This is a genomic window from Aedoeadaptatus ivorii, from assembly GCF_030815095.1.
Lineage (GTDB): Bacteria > Bacillota > Clostridia > Tissierellales > Peptoniphilaceae > Aedoeadaptatus > Aedoeadaptatus ivorii.
In genome coordinates this window covers 1-16461 of record NZ_JAUSWF010000005.1, presented here as the reverse complement: position 1 = coordinate 16461, position 16461 = coordinate 1, and the positions used below count along the sequence as shown (strand labels likewise).

Annotated in this window: 18 protein-coding genes; 13 read left to right on the top strand and 5 right to left on the bottom strand. The window is 54.6% G+C overall.

From position 1 onward, the window contains the following. Positions 1 to 62 precede the first annotated feature (62 nt). Positions 63 to 722, bottom strand: coding sequence for a thermonuclease family protein (locus QO008_RS04325; protein WP_307384709.1), 660 nt, complete (start codon positions 720 to 722; stop codon positions 63 to 65). Positions 723 to 753: 31 nt separating this feature from the next. Here QO008_RS04325 and QO008_RS04320 point away from each other — a divergent pair, with 31 nt between their 5' ends. Next, complete coding sequence (locus QO008_RS04320) at positions 754 to 1107, top strand: arsenate reductase family protein (RefSeq protein ID WP_126466262.1); 354 nt, start codon at positions 754 to 756, stop codon at positions 1105 to 1107. 64 nt (positions 1108 to 1171) lie between these two features. Here the strand turns inward: QO008_RS04320 and QO008_RS04315 are convergent, their stop codons facing one another. From QO008_RS04315 to mutY, 3 genes are read right to left on the bottom strand one after another with little or no spacing between them, the layout of a single operon-like run. Further along, the gene (locus QO008_RS04315) at positions 1172 to 1834 is read right to left on the bottom strand and encodes a YoaK family protein (RefSeq protein ID WP_126466261.1); all 663 of its coding nucleotides are present in this window, start codon (positions 1832 to 1834) and stop codon (positions 1172 to 1174) included. Beyond that, entirely contained in the window at positions 1821 to 2363 is a 543-nt protein-coding gene (locus tag QO008_RS04310; protein ID WP_307384707.1) for an NUDIX hydrolase, read from the bottom strand. The genes QO008_RS04315 and QO008_RS04310 overlap by 14 nt, the downstream gene beginning before the upstream one ends. Continuing rightward, a complete protein-coding gene (gene mutY, locus QO008_RS04305) occupies positions 2350 to 3378 on the bottom strand; it encodes an A/G-specific adenine glycosylase (protein WP_307384706.1) in 1029 nt (342 codons plus the stop codon). Before mutY ends, QO008_RS04310 begins: the two co-directional genes overlap by 14 nt. 118 nt (positions 3379 to 3496) lie before the next feature. Here mutY and sufC point away from each other — a divergent pair, with 118 nt between their 5' ends. The 11 genes from sufC to QO008_RS04250 all read left to right on the top strand — a co-directional run bounded on the left by sufC (position 3497) and on the right by QO008_RS04250 (position 13429). Further along, positions 3497 to 4243 (top strand): Fe-S cluster assembly ATPase SufC, encoded by a 747-nt coding sequence (sufC, locus tag QO008_RS04300; protein WP_126466258.1) that lies wholly within the window; start codon positions 3497 to 3499, stop codon positions 4241 to 4243. Beyond that, positions 4236 to 5642, top strand: coding sequence for a Fe-S cluster assembly protein SufB (gene sufB / locus QO008_RS04295; protein ID WP_307384705.1), 1407 nt, complete (start codon positions 4236 to 4238; stop codon positions 5640 to 5642). The genes sufC and sufB overlap by 8 nt, the downstream gene beginning before the upstream one ends. Next, complete coding sequence (locus tag QO008_RS04290; protein ID WP_126466256.1) at positions 5642 to 6643, top strand: SufB/SufD family protein; 1002 nt, start codon at positions 5642 to 5644, stop codon at positions 6641 to 6643. Before sufB ends, QO008_RS04290 begins: the two co-directional genes overlap by 1 nt. A gap of 1 nt (position 6644) precedes the next feature. Further along, positions 6645 to 7892: an aminotransferase class V-fold PLP-dependent enzyme gene (locus QO008_RS04285; RefSeq protein WP_307384703.1), complete on the top strand. Its 1248-nt coding sequence runs from the start codon at positions 6645 to 6647 to the stop codon at positions 7890 to 7892. Then, positions 7879 to 8304 (top strand): Fe-S cluster assembly sulfur transfer protein SufU, encoded by a 426-nt coding sequence (sufU, locus tag QO008_RS04280; RefSeq protein ID WP_126466254.1) that lies wholly within the window; start codon positions 7879 to 7881, stop codon positions 8302 to 8304. The genes QO008_RS04285 and sufU overlap by 14 nt, the downstream gene beginning before the upstream one ends. Positions 8305 to 8517: 213 nt before the next feature. Then, complete coding sequence (locus QO008_RS04275) at positions 8518 to 9006, top strand: MarR family winged helix-turn-helix transcriptional regulator (protein WP_126466253.1); 489 nt, start codon at positions 8518 to 8520, stop codon at positions 9004 to 9006. Positions 9007 to 9125: 119 nt separating this feature from the next. Then, the gene (locus QO008_RS04270; RefSeq protein WP_307384701.1) at positions 9126 to 10751 is read left to right on the top strand and encodes a DUF1343 domain-containing protein; all 1626 of its coding nucleotides are present in this window, start codon (positions 9126 to 9128) and stop codon (positions 10749 to 10751) included. Positions 10752 to 10861: 110 nt separating this feature from the next. Beyond that, positions 10862 to 12421, top strand: coding sequence for a murein biosynthesis integral membrane protein MurJ (gene murJ / locus QO008_RS04265; RefSeq protein WP_126466251.1), 1560 nt, complete (start codon positions 10862 to 10864; stop codon positions 12419 to 12421). Positions 12422 to 12600: 179 nt separating this feature from the next. Continuing rightward, a complete protein-coding gene (locus tag QO008_RS04260; protein WP_232006476.1) occupies positions 12601 to 12738 on the top strand; it encodes a cupin domain-containing protein in 138 nt (45 codons plus the stop codon). Next, a complete protein-coding gene (locus QO008_RS04255) occupies positions 12729 to 13082 on the top strand; it encodes a pirin-like C-terminal cupin domain-containing protein (RefSeq protein ID WP_232006475.1) in 354 nt (117 codons plus the stop codon). The genes QO008_RS04260 and QO008_RS04255 overlap by 10 nt, the downstream gene beginning before the upstream one ends. Before the next feature lie 41 nt (positions 13083 to 13123). Then, complete coding sequence (locus tag QO008_RS04250) at positions 13124 to 13429, top strand: CC/Se motif family (seleno)protein (RefSeq protein WP_307384697.1); 306 nt, start codon at positions 13124 to 13126, stop codon at positions 13427 to 13429. Positions 13430 to 13526: 97 nt separating this feature from the next. Here the strand turns inward: QO008_RS04250 and QO008_RS04245 are convergent, their stop codons facing one another. Next, entirely contained in the window at positions 13527 to 14708 is a 1182-nt protein-coding gene (locus QO008_RS04245; RefSeq protein ID WP_307384695.1) for a coenzyme F420-0:L-glutamate ligase, read from the bottom strand. A 183-nt stretch (positions 14709 to 14891) separates the two neighbouring features. Here QO008_RS04245 and QO008_RS04240 point away from each other — a divergent pair, with 183 nt between their 5' ends. After that, a complete protein-coding gene (locus QO008_RS04240; RefSeq protein WP_307384693.1) occupies positions 14892 to 16169 on the top strand; it encodes an ArnT family glycosyltransferase in 1278 nt (425 codons plus the stop codon). Positions 16170 to 16461 lie beyond the last annotated feature (292 nt).

Below are 16461 nucleotides of genomic sequence, written 5' to 3'. Positions count from 1 at the left end.
TGGAACAATAAAAAACACGACCTTGTGCCTACAAGGTCGTGTTTTTTAGAGCTGTCTGGGAGCTAGCGGCGAAACGCACGCTGATACCCGGCTTTTTCCGCGTCTTTGGCGGTGTCGAAGTAGATGACGTTTTTCTCGGAGATGCTGTCATATTGGGGATCGCCGGGCATATGATATAATTTACTGCGACGATTGCCCTTGGCGGGGCCTTCTTCGCCTTCGATATGCCACAAGCCCTTGTTCTCCTCCATGGCGCGTTCTTCCGCCGCCTGCAGGAGCGCCTGATGCCGTTTGTTCGGCGGGTAAAAGCGCTCGCGGGCATAGCCTTCGCGCACCAGACGGCAGTTAAAGAGGATGTCTTCCTTCTTCTTTTCGCTGCCCTCCGGCGGCTCGGTCCACACATAGGCGAGGCGGCGCCCATAGCGATCCTTGGGTTCCTCGTCGTATTCTAAGTACACTTGTTTTCCGGTGAGTTCCTTCTTCGTAAAGTCCGACGCTTCTTTTCCCCAAGGTTCTACGATGCCGTTGGGATGCACGGTTTCCGGCGTATCGACGCCGATCAGGCGCACGCGGTATTCTTCGGTATTTCGAACGACGATCGTATCGCCGTCGACCACGCGGGTCACGGTGGCGGCATCGGCCGGGCCGACGTCGTCACAGGAAAGCAAAGCGGCGGCAAAAAGTACGATACAGGTTATGATAATATTACGTAAATTCTTCATAAGAATAGTATAACAGATCGGAGCGGTGGATATGAGCATTCAAATTTTCGGCACCAAAAAGAGCAACGACACCAAAAAGGCACAGCGGTTCTTTAAGGAACGGGGCATTTCCTTTCAATTCGTAGATCTGATGGAAAAGGAACTGAGCTGGGGAGAATTCGACTCCATCACCGCTTCGATCGGCGGTTTGGACGCCTGGATCGACGAAAAGAGCAAGGACAAGGACGGCCTCGCCTATGTAAAATATGCCACCGAAGAAAGCAAAGAGTCCTATATTATCGACCATCCGGAAATTATGAAGCTGCCGATCGTGCGCAGCAAAAAGCGCGCCGTACTGGGCCATGCGCCGGATGTATGGAAGCAATGGGCCGAGGAAGAAAAATAAATAGCGCCCCGAAGGGCGCGAGAGGGGTATGCGGTCGCATATCCCTTTTTTTATGGAGAATGGCTTATAAAACGGTCTCGTCTTTCATCAGAAGCACAAAGGCGATGGCAAGAAAAAGCGCGGAAACCCATATGGTCTTCAGCCCCATATGGGAAAAGAGGAGTCCTCCCAAAGCCGCGCCGGTAAAAAAGACAAAGACGATATAAAAGACCACGCCGCTTTTTTTAAGATGGCTGCGCTTTTTGGTCAGCCGAAAGCCCGCCAGATTGTCCATGACCGTGCGCATATTGCCCACGCACATGGTGGTGGCAAAGCGAATGTCGGCGAATTCGCGAAAGGCATTGACCTGCATGCCGCAGGAGAAGGCCATCATGCCGTTGGCGATGTCGTTAAAGGCGACGGGGATCAACCCCACCGCGCAAAGAATCAGAATTTCAAAAAACAGAACCTGTTGCTGCCACTTGAGCTTTAGCGCCCGTCGCTTCAAAAATCCGAAGTGGGCGGACACATAGACCCCTAGAGCGAAGGAGAGGATGGCGAAAAGAAAGTGAAGGATCTGCGCCCCATTCCCCTCCACGACATTCAGCGCGAGGAGCACCACATTCCCCGTAAGGGCGTTGACGAAGACCTTGCCCCTAAGGGCATAGGAATAGCTGTCTTGCAGGCCGCCCGCCAGCGTCAGGAAGGTGGCGAAGATCAGCGATTCCGAGACTTCACGCCGCGCCATAGCGCTTCAGCCTTTCGAGCATTTCGCGGTAAATGGGGAGCATATGGTCTTCGGTGACGAAGGTTTCGAGGGCGCCTTCCGGCACCCATAGGCGATTTTTCTCCTCGACGAGGAGGGTATCTTCGGTCTTCCCGAAAAAACCGAAGGTAAAATTGATGTGAAAGTGCGCATCCACCGGCACGCCCTTTCGTTTGTGGGGCTTGACGGCCAATAGCTGCATGCCGATGGGCGCCTTTTTCGCCGGCTTGACATATTGTATGCCGGTCTCCTCGTACAGTTCCCGAAGTGCGGCATACAACAGGTCCTCCTTCGGCTCCACGTGTCCGCCGGGCCAGGACCAGCTCTTATAAATAGGATGGTAGATCATCAGCAGGGCGCCTTTTTCTCGATCGAGGACCATCGACGATGTGGTGTAGTGATAGGGATCGGCGCGATCGGTGCCGATCAATTTACCATTCAGGCGGAGCAAATGTTCTCTGTCTTCCGCCTCTTGTGCATTTTGCGGTTCGTAGGTTTTAATCCAATCCATAGATTTCCTCCAATACGGGCCGAAACGCCGAAGGGATCGCATATTTTTCCCGAAGGGCGTCTACATCGGCCCAAGTGTATTCTTCCGCCGCTGTAAATACCGCCTCGGCCGTCGCCACGACCACGGTAATCTCCCAAATCTTGTGGGTAAAGACGTGCTCGTAGCGCGTGCCGAAGCGGATTTCTTTGGCGACGATGGCGCGCTCCGCGAGATACTTCTCCACATCCTCTTTCTTCCACCGGCCGGGCAGAAGCGGAAAGCCCCAGAGCGAGGACAAGAGGCCATCGGTCCGCTTTTCGACGAGGTATGCGCCGTTGTGGCGTATGGCGAGGGCCAGGTACTGTTCCCGCGTCTTTTCCTTTTTCGGCTTTTTGTGCGGAAATTCCTCTTGCCGGCCCTCTCGAAAAGCGATGCAGTCCGCATGGAGCGGACAGGCGAGGCAGCGCGGGCGCTTGGGCGTACAGATCTCGCTTCCGAGGTCCATCAGCGCCTGGTTAAAGTCCCCGGGCGCCGTCTCGGGGATCTCGGCAGCGGCGAGGGCGGCGATCTCTTTTTTGCCCGCCGTCTCGTCGATCCGCGCTTCTACCGCATAGAGCCGGCTAAAGATGCGAAGGAGATTGCCGTCTATGGCGGCGACCGGCTCGCCATAGGCGATCGATGCCACGGCGCCGGCGGTATAGGCGCCGATGCCGGGGAGGGTTTCGAGGGTTTTGGCATCCTTCGGCATGCCCTCTTTTGCGACGCGCATGGCTGCTTTTCGCAAGTTTTTGGCGCGGGAGTAGTAGCCCAATCCTTGCCAAAATTTTAACAACTCATCTTCGTCGCTTTCCGCCAGCGCCTCGACCGTGGGGTAGCGTTCGATAAATCGTTCGTAATATGGAACCGCGGCCGCCGCGCGGGTTTGTTGGAGCATAATCTCCGATACCCATATCTTGTAGGGGTCGCGGGTATTTCGCCAGGGCAACCCCCGCTTGTGGGGGTTGTACCATTGTAAAATTTTTTCTGAAACAGACATGCTCCTATTATAACAAAAGGGGCAAAAAACGGCATATTGACGGTGTTCGCGGATCGTGTTATAGTTAAAAAACAGATATCATACAAAATCAATAGGATATAGGAGGAATTTTCAATAGATGGATGCTTTACTGCGAGTGGAAGGCGTACGCGCTTCCGTAGAAGAAAAAGAAATCTTAAAGGGAATCGACCTCGAGGTCGGTAAGGGCGAAGTCCACGTAATTATGGGGCCCAACGGCAGCGGAAAGTCCACCCTGGCAAATGTGATTATGGCAAACCCCGCCTACACCATGACCGAAGGCAAGATCGTCTTCGACGGGGAGGACATTACCGATCTTTCCACCGACAAGCGGGCGCAAAAGGGCCTGTTTTTGAGCTTTCAGACGCCCCACGAAGTGCCGGGCATCAGCGTGGAAAACTTTATTCGCCAGGCCAAGCTCGCCCGGGGCGAAAAGACCTCCATTTTGAAGTTTAAGAAGGCCGTCGACAAAGAAATGAAAATGCTCGATATGAAGCCCGAATACGCAGAGCGCTATTTGAATGTCGGCTTTTCGGGCGGCGAGCGCAAAAAGACCGAGATCCTGCAGCTTTTGATGCTCAATCCCAAGCTGGCGATCTTGGATGAGACCGACTCCGGCCTCGACGTCGACGCGGTGGCCACGGTGAGTCGCGGTCTGAAGGCGTATCTGAACGGCGAAAACTCCGTCATTATCATCACCCACCACCGGGAGATATTAAAAGAGATCGAACCCGATTATGTGCACGTCATCAACGACGGCAGAATCGTAAAAGAGGGCGGCGACGAAATTATCGACCGCATCGAATCCGAAGGGTTCGGCTGGATTAAGGAAGAGGCCCATGCGTAAAAAAAGCGATATTCAAGAAATGGATCGGGGGGTCTACGACGAAAAGAACCCCTTCACGTATAGAAAGAAGACCGAACAGGGACTCAGCGAAGAGATCGTAAGAGAGATCTCGAAGGAAAAGAACGAGCCCGAATGGATGCTCGAAAAGCGGCTGGAGGCCTTGGCGATCTTTAACGAAAAGCAAAATCCCGAATGGGGACCGGATCTTTCCGAGGTGGATATGAACAAGGTCATCACCTATATCCGCCCGGACGCCGACCTCGCCGGCGACTGGAACGACGTGCCCGAGGAGATTCGCGAGACCTTCGACAAGCTGGGCATCCCCGAAGCGGAAAAGGAATCCTTCCTCTCGGGCGTGGGCGCGCAGTACGATTCCGAAGTGGTCTATCACAGCATTCAAAAGCATCTCTCCGATCAGGGCGTGGTCTACACCGACTTCGAAACGGGGCTGAGAGAATACGAAGACATCGTGCGCGCCTATTTCGGCAAGTGCATTTCGCCGAGTCTGCACAAATATGCGGCGCTCCACTATGCGGTTTGGAGCGGCGGGAGCTTCGTCTATGTGCCCGCAGGGGTCGACGTAGACGTGCCGCTGCAGTCCTACTTCCGCCTAAACGCGCCGGGGGCGGGCCAGTTTGAGCATACCCTGATTATTATCGAAGAGGGGGCGAAGTGCCACTTTATCGAGGGCTGCTCCGCGCCCAAATACAATGCGCTCAACATCCACGCCGGGGCGGTCGAGCTCTTTATCAAAGACGGCGGCACCCTGCGCTACTCCACCATCGAAAACTGGTCGAGAAATATGTATAACCTAAACACCAAGCGCGCCATCGTCGGCAAGGACGCCAAGATCCAATGGGTCTCGGGTTCCTTCGGCAGCAAGGTGAGCATGCTCTATCCCACTTCTGTCCTCGCCGGAGACGGCGCCCAGAACGAATACACCGGCATCAGCTTTGCCGGCGCGGGACAAAACATCGACACCGGCGCCCAAGTCATTCACGCCGCCAACCACACCAAGAGTTCCATTCAGTCCAAGTCCATCTCCAAGGGCGGGGGCATCGGAACCTATCGCGGCCTGGTCAAGGTCACCGAAAACGCCGAGGACTCCAAGTCCACGGTATCCTGTGAATCTTTGATGCTCGACAGCGAATCCCGCCAGGACACCATTCCCTCCATCGACATCAACAATCGGGATGTGGACTTCGGCCACGAAGCCAAGATCGGCCGGATCTCCGATGAAGTCATCTTCTACCTGATGACCCGGGGCATCTCCGAAGAAGAGGCGCGGGCGACGGTCGTGCGCGGCTTTGCCGATCCCATCGCCAAGGAACTGCCCCTGGAATATGCCGTGGAAATAAACAATCTCATCTCTTTGGAATTGGAAGGGAGCATCGGCTGATGAAAGCGCACAAGGGAAATATACTGGAATACAAAACCTATCATTATTTGAATGTAAACGAACGCAATATCCCCGCGACCGATGTAAAGGGAAGCACCCCCGCACCGGCGGATGCGGTATTTACGGGGCCCTATGGCGTAAGTGCCGAGCTCCGCGAGCTGCACGAGAGCGCCTCTACGAAATATAAGCGCTTTGAAGCGAAAGAAGACGTGGATTTGGGTATCTTCCGAATGGAAGGAGAAGACGACGCCGTGGTGACCCTGGACTTTATCGTAGAGCCCGGGTGCCATATGACCGGCTACTTCTCCTCGAACAAGACCGGCGGGTACCGCTCGCTCTTGGGGCGTATCCACGTCAAAGAAGGCGCCACCGCCCGCTTGTACTTTGCCAATTTGGACCGCAGCGAAGTGGAAAACTACCTGTCCCTGATCGCCGTGGTGGAAGAAGGCGCAAAACTCGACGCCTTTGTGTTCCATATGGGCGACGGGAACGAAATCTCCAATGTGCGTTGCAATCTCGTGGGCGACGGCGCCTTGGGGAGCGTGCAGTCCATCTTTTTGGGCAAGGGCGCACAGAAATACGATTTCCAATACGATATGATCCACGCGGGGAAAAACACCACCTCGAATCTGATCGTAGACGGCGCCTTGATGGACGAAAGCTACAAAGTCTTTAAGAGTCGGGTAGACTTTTTGGAAGGCTCGGCCGAAAGCCGCGGCAACGAGGAAGAATTTGCCATCCTCCTCGACTCCACCGCCCGTAGCCTGTCGGTGCCGGCGCTGTTGAGCCACGAACACGACGTCGAAGGCAACCACGCCGCCAGTGCGGGGCGGATCGACCAGGAACTGCTCTTTTACTTTATGACCCGCGGCTTTGACGAAAAGACGGCGGAACGCATGATCGTCGACGCGAAATTTGCGCCGGTGATCGACGGCATCGTCTACGAAGAAGAGCGCGAGCGCATCTACCGAGAACTCGACTACAGTATGGGGAGGCGATAGGATGTTACAGCATAGCGAAATTATGGAGATCCGAAAGGATTTCCCCTTTTTAGAACTGTCGACAAAAGACAAACCCTTGGTCTATTTGGACTCCGCGGCCACGACCCAAAAGCCGCGGCAGGTCTTGGAGGCCATGAACCGCTACTATAGCTATCAAAACGGCGGGCCCCACAGGGGCGCACACCGCCTGTCTATGGCGGCGACCGAAGTGTACGAAGGCGCGCGGGAGAAGGTTAAGGACTTTATCGGCGCAAAGGACGCAAAAGAGATCGTCTTTACGCGAAACGCCACCGAAGCCTTAAACCTCATCGCCTATAGCTGGGCGCTCGAGAATATCAAAGCGGGCGACGAAATCGTCCTCTCAATCATGGAACACCACGCCAATCTCGTCACCTGGCAATATGTCGCCGAAAAGACCGGTGCCAAGCTCGTCTATCTCTATATCGACGACAAAAAGACGATTCCCTTCTCCGAAGTGGAAGAAAAAATTACGTCAAAGACCAAACTCCTCGCCATTACCCAGAGCTCCAATGTGCTGGGGACCATGCCCGATGTCAAAAAGATGATCGCGCACCTCAGAACCGTGAGCCCCGAGGCGCGCGCGGTGGTCGACGGGGCGCAATCCACGCCCCATATGCCCGTCGACGTGCGGGATTTGGACTGCGACTTTTTCGTATTTAGCGGGCATAAAATGCTCGCCGCTATGGGCGCGGGCGTCCTCTACGGCAAGCTCGATCTCCTAAACACCTTAAAGCCCTATATGTACGGAGGCGACATGATCGAATACGTCTACGAAGACCGGGCGACCTTCCTCGATGCGCCGGCGCGCTTCGAAGCGGGCACCCAGGATGTGGGCGCGGCCTCGAGTTTGCCGGCGGCGATCGAATACCTGGAAAACATCGGCATGGAAAACATCCACGAATACGAAAGCCATCTTTTGAACTACGCCTACGACGAGATGTCGAAGATGGACGACATCGACATCCTCTCCCGGCCGGAAGGGCCGCGGGGCGGGCTGATCACCTTTAACTTTAAGGAAGTGCACCCCCACGATGTGGCGTCGATTCTCGATTCCAAGGGCGTCGCCATTCGCAGCGGCCACCACTGTGCGCAGCCCCTGCACCGCAGTTTCGATCTGTATTTCTCGTGCCGCGCGTCCTTTGCGGTCTACAACACCATGGAAGAAGTCGAATACTTTATCAAGAGCCTCGACGAAGTCAGGAGGGTGATGGGCCTTGGCACTCGATGAAATCTACACCACGCTGATTATGGAAGAATCGCGCAGCGAACACAACAAAAAAGATCTGGACGATCCCGACTACTGCGAACTGGGCCACAACCCCAGTTGCGGCGACGAGATCACTCTGCAGATCAAAATGGACGGCGATATCCTCAAAGACCTGTCCTATACGGGCAGGGGGTGCGCCATCTCTCAGGCGTCCACTTCTATTATGATCGACACCGTGCGCGGCAAGACCAAAGAAAAGGCCTTGGCGCTCGCCGATACCTTTATCGATATGATCAAAGGCGTCTCGCTCTCCGAAGACGAAGAAGAGGAGCTGGAAGATGCCATGGCGTTTCAGGGCGTGGCACAATTGCCCGCTCGGGTTAAGTGCGCCGTCCTCCCGTGGTATACGCTCAAAGGCATATTGGAAAAATAGAACATGTATCTGCATGTTCTATTTTTATCACCTTTTTCGGACAGAGAGCCGAAGGAAAGGCGGTATTTAACAAGAATATATAAAAAAATAGAAAGAAATCGGGGTAAAAACATATTTTTTTCGCTACCCCGTATGATATAATCCAATAGAGATTACGTATATAATTATTCAGAATAATTTCTATAAATTTCACACCGAAGAAGGGGGGACATTGTGGATACAAGAGAATTTATGTGGACCTATTGGCGGCTGATTAAAGAGGCATGCGACACCCGGAGTGCGCTGACCGACTATTTTTCCGCCCGCTACTCCCTTACGCAGTTGCAGTTTCTCGTCTTGGGACAGATCGACGCTCTAGAGGATACCTCGATCCGCTCCATCGCCCGATCCCTGCACCGCGACCATGGCAATATCTCGAAGATCTGTACGGTGCTCGAGGAAAAGGGCTTCGTATACCGAGAGCGATCGACGGAGGATTCGCGCATCGTCTATGTTTTTTTGACCGAAAAGGGCGATGGCTATGTGGAGGAGTTTCGCTCCATGCTCGCGCCGCTCTACGACAAGCTCGGCGAGTATCTTACCGACGGCGATCTTCGGTTTTTGCTGAAGTCCATGGAGACCGTCGACGAGCTCTTTAACGAATCCGACCGCCTCCGCGAAGTGCGCGACGAACAGCGGCGCCGGCGCAGAAAAAACCGCTAAGGCGTGTTCGCCTTTCCGTCTCTACATAGACTATTTTTCATTTCAAATTTAAGTCAAACCGGCTCGTTCGACATCTTTTTCGAAAAAAGGGCTTATAATAGACGGGAAAGGAGTCGTTCATGAAGAAATTATTTTCTATATTCCTCGCGTTTTTCCTCCTGTTCCCCGTAACGGTGCGGGCGGAGCGCGCAGAGGGAATTCAGAGCCCCCAGACCCTCGTCGTAGACGGCGAAGTGACGGATCTGAAGGGCTACAACATACACGACAACAACTATTACCGCCTGCGGGATCTCGCGGCGGTTTTTGCGGGAAAGCTCGATTTTTCCCTCGACGGCAACAATCGCGTCATCACCGTAAACACCGAAGAACGCTACCGCTCTTTCCCCGGCGACCGGTCCGGCGGCGCACGGGAGCGGGCGCTCAAAAAAGAGATGCAGCTGATCGTCCTGGGCAAATCTCCCCAAGACCGCATGCAGGCCTGCTACAATATCCACGGCTTTAACTATTTCCGCCTGCGGGATATGGGCGAGATTTTGGGCTTTAGGGTTCGCTACGACAAGGCGAATAACCGCGCTATCGTTGAGACGCCGTCCTACGTTCCCAAGAACGACCCCGCGCCCCAACCCGCACCGGAGGCGGGACGCGTGGTTCTCGGAAACGAGCGGCTGTTGACCGAGTACAAGCACCTTATCGACGGAAAGCGCGTCGGACTGATCACTAACCAGACCGGGGTGGACGCCGAAGGGCGCCCGGTCGCCGAAAAGCTGAAGGCGTATCCCGGTGCACAACTCGTCGCCCTCTATAGCCCCGAGCACGGCCTCGACGGCAAGCAGAAGGCGGGCGCCTATGTGGCGAGCTATTTCGACAAAAATATGAATCTGCCCGTCTACAGTCTCTACGGGCCCACCCGCAAGCCCTCCAAGGAAATGCTCAAGGGCATCGATGTGCTCCTCTACGATATGCAGGACATCGGGAGCCGCACCTATACCTATATCTCCACCCTACAAAACGCCATGGTGGCGGCGAAAGAAAACGGCATTCCCATCGTCGTACTGGATCGCCCCAATCCGCTGGGCGGCGAGATCGTCGAGGGCTTTTTGCGCGAGACGCGCTTTAAGAGCTTTGTGGGGATCGACAAGATGCCCATGGCCCACGGCATGACCGCCGGCGAGTTGGGGCAGTTCTTCAATCGCGAGATCGGCGCCGATCTCACCGTGGTGCCCTTAAAGAACTGGCGCCGCGATATGGTGTGGCAGGACACGGGCCTGCCTTTCGCCCAGACCAGTCCGAATATTCCCAACCTCTCCAGCGCCTTTTTGTATATGGCTACGGGGAGCGGCGAAGAGACCGGTATCGGCCAGGACGAAAAGTTTCACTGGGTCGGCGGAAAAAACATGAACTCCGCCGAATACGCAAGGAGGCTGAACGCGAAGAACCTTCCCGGCGTGCGCTTTGTGGCGGCACCCAAGGGATCCCGCGGCGGCGTACGCGTAGAGGTCACCGATCCCCACAGCTTTAACCCCGCCCGTACGGGCATCTACACCCTGGCGGTGGCCAATCAGATGCGGCCCATCAACGTGCCGACGCTCAAAAAGCCCTACAGTATGTTTTATCTGATTCAGGGCTCCGAGACCATCGCCGAGATGTTCCGCGCCCGAAAGAGTCCCGAGGAGATCGTCGCGGCCTACCAAAGCGATGTGGAGGCATTTCGCGCCGAGCGGGCGCCCTATCTGCTGTATCAATAGCACCCGAAACCGGATTCCCAGCGAATTCGGTTTTTTTGCGCAGATCTTAGGGAGATTTTAGGAATCGCCGCGGGGGTTTTTGGTATAATGGAGGTTCGTGAGGAGGCAGTATGAAAAAGACATCCATCGCAAAGTCTACGGGGCTGATTATCCTATTTTCCCTGATCGGGAAGATGATGGGATTCGGCAGGGAGTCCCTCGTAGCGGCGGTATTCGGCGCGGGATACGAAAAAGACGCCTTTGTGGCGGCACAATCCGCCACGTCCACCGTCAGTATGTACATCGTTATGGGGATCAGTACGGTCTTTATCCCCGGACTCCAATCGGTGTTTTCGGAACAGGGCGAAGAGGGAAAACACCGCTTTACCAACAACATATTTGTGATCGTGAGCTTACTTACCTTGGGCATAATGCTTCTGGGCATCGTCGGGGCGCCGTTTCTCGCCATGTTGGTGGGGCCGCGCTTTGATCCGCGCACCAAGGCGCTGACCATACAGCTCATTCAGCTGGGTATGCCGGTCATCGTCTTTTCCGCCTACGAGGGGATCTTTACCGGCTATCTCCACTTTCACAATCGCTTCGGCATCGCCGCATCGGTCCCCATCTGGCTGAATACGGTCTACCTGGTGTATCTGTTCACCATGTCTTCGCAATTCGGCATCTACGGGCTTACCGTCGTCTCGGTGCTCGCGGTGGTGGCGGAGTTTATCGCCGTCATCTACGGTTCGTACCGCACCGGGTATCGGTTTCGGCCCATACTCGACCTGTCGGATCGGCACACCAAGCAGACGCTTTTGCTGGCGATTCCCGCCATTATCACCGTCAGCGTCAACAATATCAACACCCTGGTCAACCGCGCTCTGGCATCGGGTTTGGTATCGGGTTCTATGAGCCGGCTGGACTACGCCAACAAGCTGAATGTACTGGTGATCGGAATCTTTATCACCGCCATCACCTCGGTCATCTACCCCGCCATGAGCAAGGCATTCGACGAGGGCGATATGGAGAAGGGCAAAAAGATCATGAACGGCTCCGTGCGTTCCGTGCTCCTCATCACCATTCCCGCCATGGCGGGACTGATCGTCCTCGCGCGTCCCATCGTGGAACTCGCCTTTATGCGCGGCGCCTTTACCCCGGCGGATGCGGACGCGACGGCGATCTGCCTGCGCTTTTACACCCTGGCATTGGTCTCGATTTCGGTGAACAATGTGCAGAACCGGGTCTTCTACAGTTTGGAAGATACCAAGACGCCCTTCTATCTCGGGGTCATCAATGTATTGTTTAACGTGGGCTGCAACCTCGTCCTGGTGCGGTTTATGGGGATCAACGGCCTGGCGCTTTCCGTCTCGATCGCCCAGACCGTCGTCACCGGCGTCTCCTTCTATCTCTTGTGGAAGAAGCTCGGCCATATCGGCATGAAAAGCTATGTCAAGATCACCGCAAAGACCGTGATCGCATCGGCGATTATGGGCGTATTCGCCTACTACTTCTACAATTTCGGCGCGGGCTTTATCGGAACGAGCACGAGCCTAAAGCTCTTGTATTTCCTCGTAACCGTCGGCCTCTCCGCGGTACTGTACTTTGTAATCCTCGACTTCTTGGGCCTCAAAGAAGCCAAGGACATCAAAAAGATCGTGCGCATCAAATACTTGCAGCGAAAAGCCGCTTAATACTCTCCGCCTTCGGGCGGAGTTTTTTTGTGGCCACCGGCGCGCCCTTTCGCCGCGGTTAAATCTCCACGAAAAGGGTATAAGTGATGTACAACTGATAAGCAACGGAAGGGAGTATACCAATGGAAAGAAAAGTAACATAAAAAGTTCGCGGTAAGGCGGCCATCGACGGCGCCGGCGTGCATTTGGTACGCGTACTCGGCCCGGGCACCATGGAGGCCTTCGACCCCATTTTGATGCTCGATTCCTTCGACAGCGAAAATCCGGAAGACTATCGGGCGGGCATACGGGCCATCAAAGCGAGTATTTGCCCCTAGACTACTACGACATCCACATTCAAAAGGGGAAATCCCTCACCATCGAAACCGACCCCGCGCGTTCGGTAATGCTCTTTACCCTCTTGGGCGACGCGAAGATCGCCGGTGAAGAGATCCCCGAAAAAACCGCGGTCAAGGTGTCCGAGGGCGATTCGATCACCGTCGAAGGTCTCAGCGACGAGAGCTATATCCTCTTTATGAGCTCCCTCGCCCTCAAAGAGCCCATCGCCTGGGGCGGACCCATCGTTATGAACACCGACGAAGAGATTCAAGAGGCGTTTTCCGACTTGCGGAGCGGCAACTTTATTCGCCAAAAGGCCGATTACGAAACCGAGACGAAGTAAATCCGGCGCATAGATTTCGCCGAACAGAAACGAGTAGCACTATGTTGGCAAAAGACGCGGCCATTGCACCGGCCGCCATGGAATATTTGAAGAAAAAAGGCATCGACGCCATCTCCGTAGACGTGATCGCTTCCGGCTGCTGCGGCGCCCCGGGCATCCGAAATGCTTCGGTCTCGAAGGGCAAGCCCACGCGGGATGCCAATGTCTACAAAAAGACCACCGTTGACGGCATCGACGTATACTATCCCTATTACACCAATGTCGACGACGGCGTGGTGCGCATCGACGCGGAGCGATTTTTGGGCATCACCACCCTCTATGTCGCCAACGCCGAATCGGAATACTGAAGATACAAAAACCGCCCCTTTGCAAAGGGGCGGTTTTTTAGTGCGGAGATGCGTATACAAAAAGAGCGACGGGAGTCGCTCTTTTGTATGCTCGAAATTACATATTGGAATAGTTGTCGAAATAGCCCTGTACCAGGACGACGGGGGTACCCTTGTCGCCGCTTCCCGAGGTGAGGTCGGCCAAAGAGCCCAAGAGGTCGGTGAGGCGCCGGGGGGTGGTGCCCAGGGTTTCGTCCTTGCCCAAGAGATCCTGATCTTTTTCGTGGATCCGTTCGACGATGACCCTTTCCATCTCCTCTTTGGGGAGATCCTTGAGTTCGGTATCGGCGAGGTACTTCATTTTGAGTTCGCTCGGCGTGCCTTCCAGTCCGTCGGTATAGGCGGGGGATACGACCGGGTCGGCCAGTTCCCAAATCTTGCCCACCGGGTCCTTAAAGGCGCCGTCGCCGTAGATCATCACTTCCATATGCACGCCGAAGTGCGCGTTCAGGCGTTTTTGCAACTCTTCTACAAAGGGCATGCCGTCTCTGGGGAAGAGTTTGACCTTTTCTTCACCGGCCATATTGCTGCCCAAAAGGCCGTATTCTTCGTTATAGCCGTGGACGTCGGAGGGATCGGAGAGGATGTCGTCGAGGCCGTAGACGAGGTGGGCGCCGTTGTCTTTCAGCTCGCGCTTGATAAAGTTGCGGCTGTGAATGCTGGCCACGAGGATGTCCTCGGTATAGGAAAGGATGGTGCGGGGATCGTTGGAGAAGTAGATTTCGCTGTCAGGCGCGATTTGTTTATAGAGCTTTACGTAGTCGATGCCCGTAAATTCGTGTTTGACTTCTTCGCCGAAGTGTCGTCTGTATTCTTCTTCGCTCAGCACGTCGGTATAGGGGTTGATCTTGGCGCCGTAGAGCTTGTTGTCGTCCATAAGGTGGTTGCCCACTTCGTCGGAGGGAAAGCTCAACAGAATGTGGAGTTTTCGGCCGCTCTTGGCGAGTCCATTCAGAATCGTAGAGAAACGGTTCCTGGACAGGATCGGAAAGACGACGCCGAAGGGGCCGGGGAATTTGCCGGCCACATCTTCGGCGATTTCGTCGACGGTGGCGTAGTTGCCCTGACATCGGGCGAGCAGGGATTCGGTGACGCAAATGATGTCTTTGTCCCGAACGGGGATGTCTTCGGATTCTACGGCTTTTACCACCGAGTCGAAGACCACCTCTACCAGGTCGTCGCCTTCGCGGACGATGGGCAGGCGTATGCCTCGGGTCGTCGTTCCAATATATCGTTTCATAATCGCAATCTCCTCTTTCGTGTCAATATAAAATCTGCTTCTATTCTACCATAGTTGAAAGAAAGGTGGTATTCTGTATGGTAGAGTCTTACCGCAATCGCGAAATTTTTTTTGAAGGGAAGGGATGCCGTGGAAGGCGCGGTACGCATCAAACGCAAACATTTTTTTAGAGAGCATTGGATCATGATCCTGATCCTACTGCTCCTCCTCTTTGAACGCCTGTATATGCTCTCTCACCTGGGCCCTACATATTCACTGGAAAGCGACGATTTGAGCTATGTCAAGGCGGGGATTACCCTCTACGAAACCAAGACCCTCACCATGCACGGGGTCGTATCGGCGCAGATTATGCCGGGCATGCCGGCGTTGATCTCGCTCTTTGTGCCCTTTTTCGGCACGGGAGAGAGGCTGTGGCTCGCCCTCAAAGTGCTCTGGTGTATTATGGGCACCTTGGCGCCGTGGTTTCTGTATCTCGCCATTCGGGAATGGGCGCCGAAATACGCGGCGCTATTGCCGACGCTGTTTTTCTTTACCCCCGATTTCGCCTGGCAGGACAATCTGATCTTGTCCGAGACGCCCTTTATGATGCTCACATGCCTCTATCTCTACGGCGTCTTTCGCATGGCGAAGCACAGAGACTGGGGCAGTTTTGTCATCGTCTTTTTGGCGGCGTTTTGCTGTCTGATGCTTAAAGCCCAGGCGATGTTTTACTTTGTGGCGCCGATCCCCTACTTGGCGCTCAAGAAATACCCGTCGACGACGCTGTATTTGCAGAGCTTTATCGGCCTGGTGCTCCTCGCGCTCTTTATCGTGCCCTGGAGCATACGCAATTACTACCACTTTGAGGAACGGATCCCCCTTACATACGGCATCGGCAACCCGCTGCTCTTGGGCACCTATCAGGGCGAGGGCTACCCGCCCGATGAGGCCTTCGACTACAATGCGCAGGTGACCGAGCCGCTTATGGAAAAATACGCCCATCTGGTGGACGACGAGGGAAAAATGAGCGAAAAGCACCTCCGATTCTTCTATATGAAGGGCGACGAGGCGCGGGCGCGGCTGCGCATGGACTATTGGTGGAAGCACGACCGCGATTCCATGCTGCGGAGCTATTTCTTGCTCAAGCCGCAGAAGATGCTCTTCGAGACCTTTTATTGGGACGAAGTGGTGCCCCATACCAAAGACCCCATCATATTCTCGCGAACCGTCGAGTTTTACCTGTCCATGTTCGCCCTCGTGGTGGCGATCGTCTGCCGAAAGTACGTCAAGGAAGTCTTATTTGTCCTCCTCATGTATTGGATCCAGATCTACATGTACGCCTACGCCTACGTCTTCGACCGCTATGCACAGACGCTCTTGCCCTATCGGTATATCGCATTGGGGCTGGGATTTGCCGCCTTTGTCTACGGAATCGGGCGCATGGTGCGGCGCCGCCGGCTTAAAAAAAGTTTCGGAATTTGAAAATTTCCCCTTGCAATTTCGAGGAAAAGACGATATCATGAAATCAGTAGATGATACAACATATCATTTACCTCCAAAGTCAATCGTCTACCCGATACACTCCTTCCTATATTCTATGTTGTCAAATGTCATGTGTAGACGAAAGGGCGTCTTTTACGCCCCAAAGCGCCGCCGGTACAGGGCGGCGTTTTTTGTGCCTTGAATTTACAATCTAAGTGCAACAAAAAATGATTCACCGTTTTCTGGTAAAATTATGTCGACAAAAACCAATCAACCAGGAGGAACGATGAAT